The 6,562-nt window shown below is 58.6% G+C and carries 6 protein-coding genes; all 6 read right to left on the bottom strand.

The window, feature by feature from the left end:
• Window positions 1-63 precede the first annotated feature (63 nt).
• The 6 genes from VK792_RS17755 to VK792_RS17730 all read right to left on the bottom strand — a co-directional run bounded on the left by VK792_RS17755 (window position 64) and on the right by VK792_RS17730 (window position 6,503).
• Entirely contained in the window at window positions 64-561 is a 498-nt protein-coding gene (locus VK792_RS17755) for a hypothetical protein (protein ID WP_326299210.1), read from the bottom strand.
• An 87-nt stretch (window positions 562-648) separates the two neighbouring features.
• Complete coding sequence (locus VK792_RS17750; protein WP_326299209.1) at window positions 649-1,704, bottom strand: TAXI family TRAP transporter solute-binding subunit; 1,056 nt, start codon at window positions 1,702-1,704, stop codon at window positions 649-651.
• A 62-nt stretch (window positions 1,705-1,766) separates the two neighbouring features.
• Window positions 1,767-3,437 (bottom strand): sulfatase-like hydrolase/transferase, encoded by a 1,671-nt coding sequence (locus VK792_RS17745; protein ID WP_326299208.1) that lies wholly within the window; start codon window positions 3,435-3,437, stop codon window positions 1,767-1,769.
• Window positions 3,438-3,577: 140 nt separating this feature from the next.
• On the bottom strand, window positions 3,578-4,495 hold the full coding sequence (locus tag VK792_RS17740) for a LysR substrate-binding domain-containing protein (protein ID WP_326299207.1): 918 nt from the start codon (window positions 4,493-4,495) through the stop codon (window positions 3,578-3,580).
• Between the two features lie 62 nt (window positions 4,496-4,557).
• A complete protein-coding gene (locus VK792_RS17735; RefSeq protein WP_326299206.1) occupies window positions 4,558-5,409 on the bottom strand; it encodes a glycosyltransferase family A protein in 852 nt (283 codons plus the stop codon).
• Between the two features lie 14 nt (window positions 5,410-5,423).
• The gene (locus VK792_RS17730) at window positions 5,424-6,503 is read right to left on the bottom strand and encodes a hypothetical protein (RefSeq protein WP_326299205.1); all 1,080 of its coding nucleotides are present in this window, start codon (window positions 6,501-6,503) and stop codon (window positions 5,424-5,426) included.
• Window positions 6,504-6,562 lie beyond the last annotated feature (59 nt).

Genomic DNA, 6,562 nt, shown 5'->3' with positions numbered 1-6,562 from the left:
CATCAGCATGACTCGCACGGCCAGCACCAAATGGGAATCCCAATTCGGACTCGTTTGTCGCGATCAATCCACTAGCGTGTTGATGCAGGCCGGGTCGTCGACCGTCGATGGCGGTGGCAGGCCCATGCTTTCGGCGAACTCTATCTCATCCTGAAGCGCGCGGGCGATCAGTTCGGCCCGTTCGCCGGTGAGCTGGTCGATCAGGCAGACGCTGTCGATTTCGATCAGATAGGCTGTGGCCATGGCGAAAGCCATCCCCACCAGCGCGATATCCATCGCGAGCCCAAGCAGGTAAAGCCCGCGGCCGCGGTCACGGAATTGCCGCGCCATGGATTGATCCAGGGCGACGATGGTCATCATGAAAACAAAACAAAGCGGTGCCAGGTACTCAAAACTGAAGCGCCGGATCACCACGTCTTTGCCAAACGTGTCGCTGACCCAGTCATCCAGCCCGGGGATCGACGGCATCGTGTTCAAAAGACCGATGGTCACCAGCACAAAGCCCAGCACCAGCGAAAGCCTGTTGAAGACTGACGGTTTCCGAATGGACTCAAAGCTCATAGCCAGGCTCCTGTGGAAATCTGAATGTGCGGGTGGAAAAGGGGTGATCCGGGCCGCTCTATTGCGACGGCCCGGCGAGGTACCGGATTATTCCTTGGCGCAATCGGGCACGGTATAGCCGGCCTCTTCCCACGCGGCGACGGCACCTGGGTGGTATTTCAGCGGGTTCGCACCGCAAAAGCCCGACAATTCAGGATCGAGTACCGCAAGGTTGACGTTCTTCATGTACGGGGTCTTGGCGCGCAGGCCATCCAGCGTGCGGATGTATTCGGCCACCAGTGCCTTTGCGGTCTCGAACGGCATGTCCTTGTTGACCACATCGGCAAATGCGGTGCCAATGCCACGGAAAGTGCCATCTTCGGAAATCAGGCGGACACCCTTACCGTCCTCATAACCCATGTCTTCCCATTTGACGGCAATCGGCACGTTACCTGGGGCCTTGAAAACTCGCTGGTAGTCTTCGCTTTCATAGATTTCCTTGGGCGTGGACACCATTACGACGTTGCCCGCTGCCATCATTGTGGTCACCCGTTGCGACGGGAAGGTCAGAGGCACAACAAACGCGTCCATCGAACCATCGACCAACCGCCCGGCAAGTTGCCCCCAGTTGTCCTGATGACCGGTATAGCCTTCGCCATCCTTCAGCCCGGCAGTCAGAAAGATCGCCTGACGCGCATTGACCAGCGCAGCGCCGCGCGGCGGACCGTTCCAGACATTCTTGCCCGCCAGGTCGGCCCAACTGGTGATGCCTTCGCTTTCCAGCGCCATCAGGCCATAAGCCCCGGCATTATAGGGATAAAGCGCGCGCAGGTTGTCGGCCAGCGCCGCGCCTTCATCGCCCAGGCTGGAATAGGGTCCGCGCCCTTTCGACAGCAAGAAGGCCAGCAGAAGCGGCATCGCAGAAATGTCAGTGCGGCCTTGCGCAACGTTCTGGATGGAATTGGTCAGCGTCTGGCCGTCCTGAACCTGAAGGTTTGCAACGCCCGCGGTGCTGGCGACCTCTGCAAGGTGCAGGATCGACACATGCGGGCTGTTGCCCGGGCTGGATGTTTCAGCGGTCAGGTTGGCCTGCGCCTGTGCGTTGCCCGCGGCAAGCGCCCCGGCAAGGCACAGCCCGGCGAAGGTCTTGGTCAGGTGTTTCATGGGTTCCTCCCTTTTCGGTTCATGACGGCCGGTCCCCTCCTCCTTGGTCCGGCCAGACTGTCTTAGCCCACCGGCCCCGATTTCATGTCGGGGGCGGTACGACCGCGATATTTCACCGTCAGTTCCAATGCGGTGTCGTTTTCATCGTAGACCCCGATCACCACGCCCCGCCGACGGGTCTTGGTGCGCATTGCGATCAGCTGCTCTTCGGATCGCGTGGTGCGCTGTGACTGGCGCCGGGTCCATTCGAACAGCTTTTCGTACATCTTTGCGATCACCTCGGTGTGGTCATCACGGTCGCCAAGATCGGTCAGTTCCTGCGGATCGTTTTCCAGATCGAACAGCATCGGACGGTGGCCGCCTTCGAAATGGCACAGCTTCCATTTCTTGTCGGCGACCATGAACATCACCGCATCTCGCACCGCGATATCGTGCAGATGCGCCACCGGCGTGGCCGAAAAATCATATTCGCAGATCACATAGTCGCGCTTGGTCTCGCTCCGCTCCCCGCGCAGGATCGGCAGCAGGCTTTCACCTTCCAGGATGTGATAGGGCGGCGTACCTCCGGCGACCTCGACGAAGGTCGGGGCAAAGTCGATGCACTCGACCAAAGCATCGCTGACTGTGCCCCGGGTCGCGTCTGCCTCGGGCGACGGGTCAAAGATGATCAACGGCACCCTGGTCGAGGTGTCGTGGAAGAAAGTCTTCTCCCCCATCCAGTGGTCGCCCAGGAAATCGCCGTGGTCGGATGTCAGCACAATCATCGTGTCATCCGTGCGGCCGGTCTCTTCCAGCCACGCAAACAGCTGGCCCATCTGGTCATCGGCCTGCTTGATCAGGCCCATATAGGCAGGGATCACTGCGTCGCGCACATCCTGCCGCGAAAAGGTTTCGCCAACCTTGGTGTCCATGAAGGCCTTGAACACCGGATGCGCGTTTTGGCGTTCGCTGTCAGACCGGACAACGGGCTGCACATGTTCGGGGCCAAACATGCTGGCATAGGGTTCCGGTACGATGTAGGGCCAATGCGGCTTGATATAGCTCAGGTGCATACACCACGGGCCATCGTGGCTTTCGATGAATTCCATCCCCCGGCCGGTCAGATACGGCGTTTCGCTGTCGGGTTCAGCGATGTTCGCCGCCTCGGATGAATTCTTAAGAAACCAGCCAGACAGAACGTTGCCGTCCTCGTCCAGACCCGAGTTGGCGAAATCGTGCCAGGGGTTGTCGGATACATATCCCTTGGCCTTCAACCACTTGTTGTATTCCTTCGCCCCATCCGGGTCATAGGACCCGTCAGGCCCCTCGGGCAGCATGCCGTCATCGCGTTCGAACACGTCAAACCCACACTCGCTGACGCGCGCACCGATGATCGAATCCGGCTCCAACCCCAGCCGGGCCATGCCTTCTTCGTCTGCGCGCATGTGCGTTTTTCCGACAAGATAGCAATCCATCCCGGCCTTGCGCAGATGATCGCCCATCGTCATCTCGCCCACTTTCAGCGGAATCCCGTTCCAGCTTGCGCCGTGGGAATGCACATAGCGACCGGTATAGGTGCTCATCCGGCTGGACCCGCAGATCGGCGACTGAATGTAGCAGCGATTGAACCGCACACCTTTTTCGGCCAGCCGATCAATGTTGGGCGTGTGCAGGTGTTTGTGCCCGTAACAGCTCAGGTAGTCCCAGCGCAGCTGGTCAAACATGATGAACAAGATGTTCTTTGGCTTGGCCATATATTTCCTCTGTCGCCACCGGTCCGCACAACGGGGTCTGCCGGCTGCGGCGCCTCCTCCCAAATTCTCCCTGGGGGGCAGGTTAGCGGGAACAAAGGGGCCACGGAAATACTCTTTTCACATAGGCCATAGCGAATTCGTTATGACAGGTTCTGGGCGTGCACCTCTTCCCGGATCATCTGGACCAGCAGTTGTGCCGGTGCGCTGAGCGTGCGCCCAGCAGAGGTCGTGACGCCCACAGCGCCCATCATCGCGCCTTGGCCAAATTCCAGCGGCGTCACAAAGCCCTGCGCAACCTCTTGTTTCATCGCGCCAAGCGGGTAGCAGACGATCGAATCAGTCTCCATCACATAGCGGCGGGCAAATTCGAACGAGATCGTTTCGATCACGTTGGTGAACCGCGAAAGCCCTTGGCCAATCGTAAAACGGTCGATCTCGGACCGGATGATGGTTCCCTGATTTGGCAGCAACACGGGGAAACGGTCCAATTCGTAGATGTCGATCGCGCTGCGCCGGGCAAGTGGGTGATCGTTGCGGACAAAGAACACCAACGGTTCAGAAAACAGGTGTTCGAAGTTCATGCCTTCCATATGCTCGGCAGCCAAGAGCCGCCCAAATCCAAAATCGACCTCTCCGCGTGACAGCAGTTGCTGCAAACCCCCGCTGGTCGCAGCAAGAAAGCTGATATCAATCTCGGGATACAGATCCTTGAAACGGCGCACCGCGCCCGGCATGATCATCCGCACAACGTTGGGCAGGACATAGGCAACGATCCTGTCGCCCGCCATCCGCCCCTGCATCGCCTCGATGCCACGTTCAATCTGGCTCAGCCCACCCGATACATAGGCCATGAACATCCGCCCTGCGTCGTTCAACACCAATCCGTTGCTGGTGCGGGTGAACAATTGCGTGCCCATGTCCTCTTCCAGTTCGCGCAGCGACCGCGATACCGACGGCTGCACCGTGCCCAGCGCCTCTGCCGCGCGGGTGACAGAACCCTGCCGGGCAACGGCCTGAAAACAGCGCAAATGGCGCATCCGAATATGTCTGGACGGCATGACGGGCTCCTTGTCATCTGACCAGGAAGCCTGCGATCATCCGGCACGCGGTGCAACCGCTCTTACTGCCAGATGCCAAAAGTCTTTTGCATGTATTCGGCGCACAGGGTGTTGGCTGCGCCACGACGCAGGCCTTCGATCTCGGACCGGTTCAGCGCGTCATGGTGACGGGCCATGGTGTGCTGATAGCGCGTCAGGTCTTTCTCGACCCAGATCTCGTGGCCATTCTTTGCGACGATGCCAGACAACCAGATATCGTCGACGGTCCACATCTTTTCCGGAATGTCATAAGCCGCATCGTCGAAGAAATACGGGCGCACCAGCACACCGGAAAATCCTTCGAAAACGTCGGCATATCCCGACCGGCCAATCAGCGTACGGGGTGGTTTTTCCGCGCGCTCCAGCTTGAACCGGCGCTTTTCCAGCATGACCTTCAGCTTGCGCAAACGGTATCGCATGTCCAAGGCGCGCGGCAATTTGCCAACGCGGGGCTGTTTGCCACCGGGGACCCGGGGCAGGCCGACATAGGGCAAATCGAACCCATGCGCTGCGATCACCCCTTCGGGCCGGCGCGCGCGTGCCTGCATGAACCCTTCGATCCAGTCTGGCTGATAGATCATGTCGTCGTCGCAGAAAAGGATCTGCGCCGTGCGTGCCTCTTCCTCGGTTCGGCTGAAATCGCGCGCTGCAAACAGGACCTTGGTCGCAGGACCAAGGTCGTCTTCGGGCCGACGGATTTCCACCCCTTCGGGGATATCGGGCAGATGACCGTCATAGTCCGGAAACCGGCGGTAGCGCTTCGGTATATAGACGATGATGTGATCAGGTCTATGTGTCTGCCGCAGGATCGCGTTCAACGTATCGGGCAGGTACGGAAAGCGGCTCGGGATGCTGGACAGGGAAACAACAAGCATGGTAAACGCCTCCTTCAATCGAACATGAGGCCCCGGAACCGGTCCCGGGTTTGTAAGAGAATGGCCTCTATCGCCGCATGTAGGTCTTCTTCTCTTTTGTCCGAAAGAGAAGTGTCAGAGACACTTTCCTCAAGTATCTCTTCCAAGGCATAGATTCGGTCCGGGCCAAGATCGAAGGCGGATACCAAAGCGGCATGGTCATCCCGGAAACTGTCGACGATCTGTTGTGCTAGTTTTGGGGATACGGATGGGCCCTTGCCGGTATGGGCTCGCGACGCAGCGTTCCGGAAGAGAGTCTGGCACTTACGACGTCTTGGCTCATCTGACATATCAGCAAGCGTCATGTTCAGGCGCCGCAGCACTTCGCTTCCGAACGCTGAAAGCCCGTCATTCATTCTATAGGTTTGCAGGGTCCGTGCCCATGCCGCTGACGCGTCGTCTGAAATAAGACCAGCCGTCGTCAGGAAATCCGTCACAAGATCCTGACCGATCAGAAAGCGCTTTTCAAAACACCGGAGGTGGACAGCCTGCACGCCAAACGCGTCAATCCAGCATCGCAATCGCGGAAAATAGCTTCCATTCACCAGCCCTTCCGCCATGTAGGTATCAAAGTCTTCCGTGCCACCTTTCTTGATGTACTGCGAATATCCGCTGATCAGGAACCTGTCAGGACGTCGGACATAGCAAATCACGCTGACCGATCGAAACCGCGCTGACAAGATGGCCTTGAGGCCTGCAACGGCCTCTGGCTCAGTGAAGCTATAAAGCGCCTCATCGCTAAAAATGACGCTATGTGCAGATGCGTGTGACGCAAGCTCGGCGTCCAGATCAGCTAAGAACTGGTCCCGGTACAAGGCACGGTCTTCGGGACTTTTCAGACCCAAAAGCACGGCCAAACCGTTCCCTTCTATATCGGGCGGCAAGGCAGCCAAACGCAATCCAACATGCCTGGGCAGCTTGCGCGCGTCAAACTGGCGCCCAGCTATCGGATAAAGATAGCCCTGCGACAACAGGCTGTCCGCATTCTCTTGAAAAATCCGTTGCAACGACGACGTTCCGGTCTTGCCGGTACCAATGTGAAGGATGCAATCCAAGAGCGGTCCTGTTTCATTCGTTGCGCACGCCCAAAACGCCCCGCGCGGCCGTTTCTCTC

Source organism: Mesobacterium hydrothermale, assembly GCF_035818635.1.
Taxonomy (GTDB): Bacteria; Pseudomonadota; Alphaproteobacteria; order Rhodobacterales; family Rhodobacteraceae; genus Mesobacterium_A; species Mesobacterium_A hydrothermale.
Note: the sequence above shows the minus strand (reverse complement) of the source record. Positions and strands in the feature narration are given on the sequence as shown.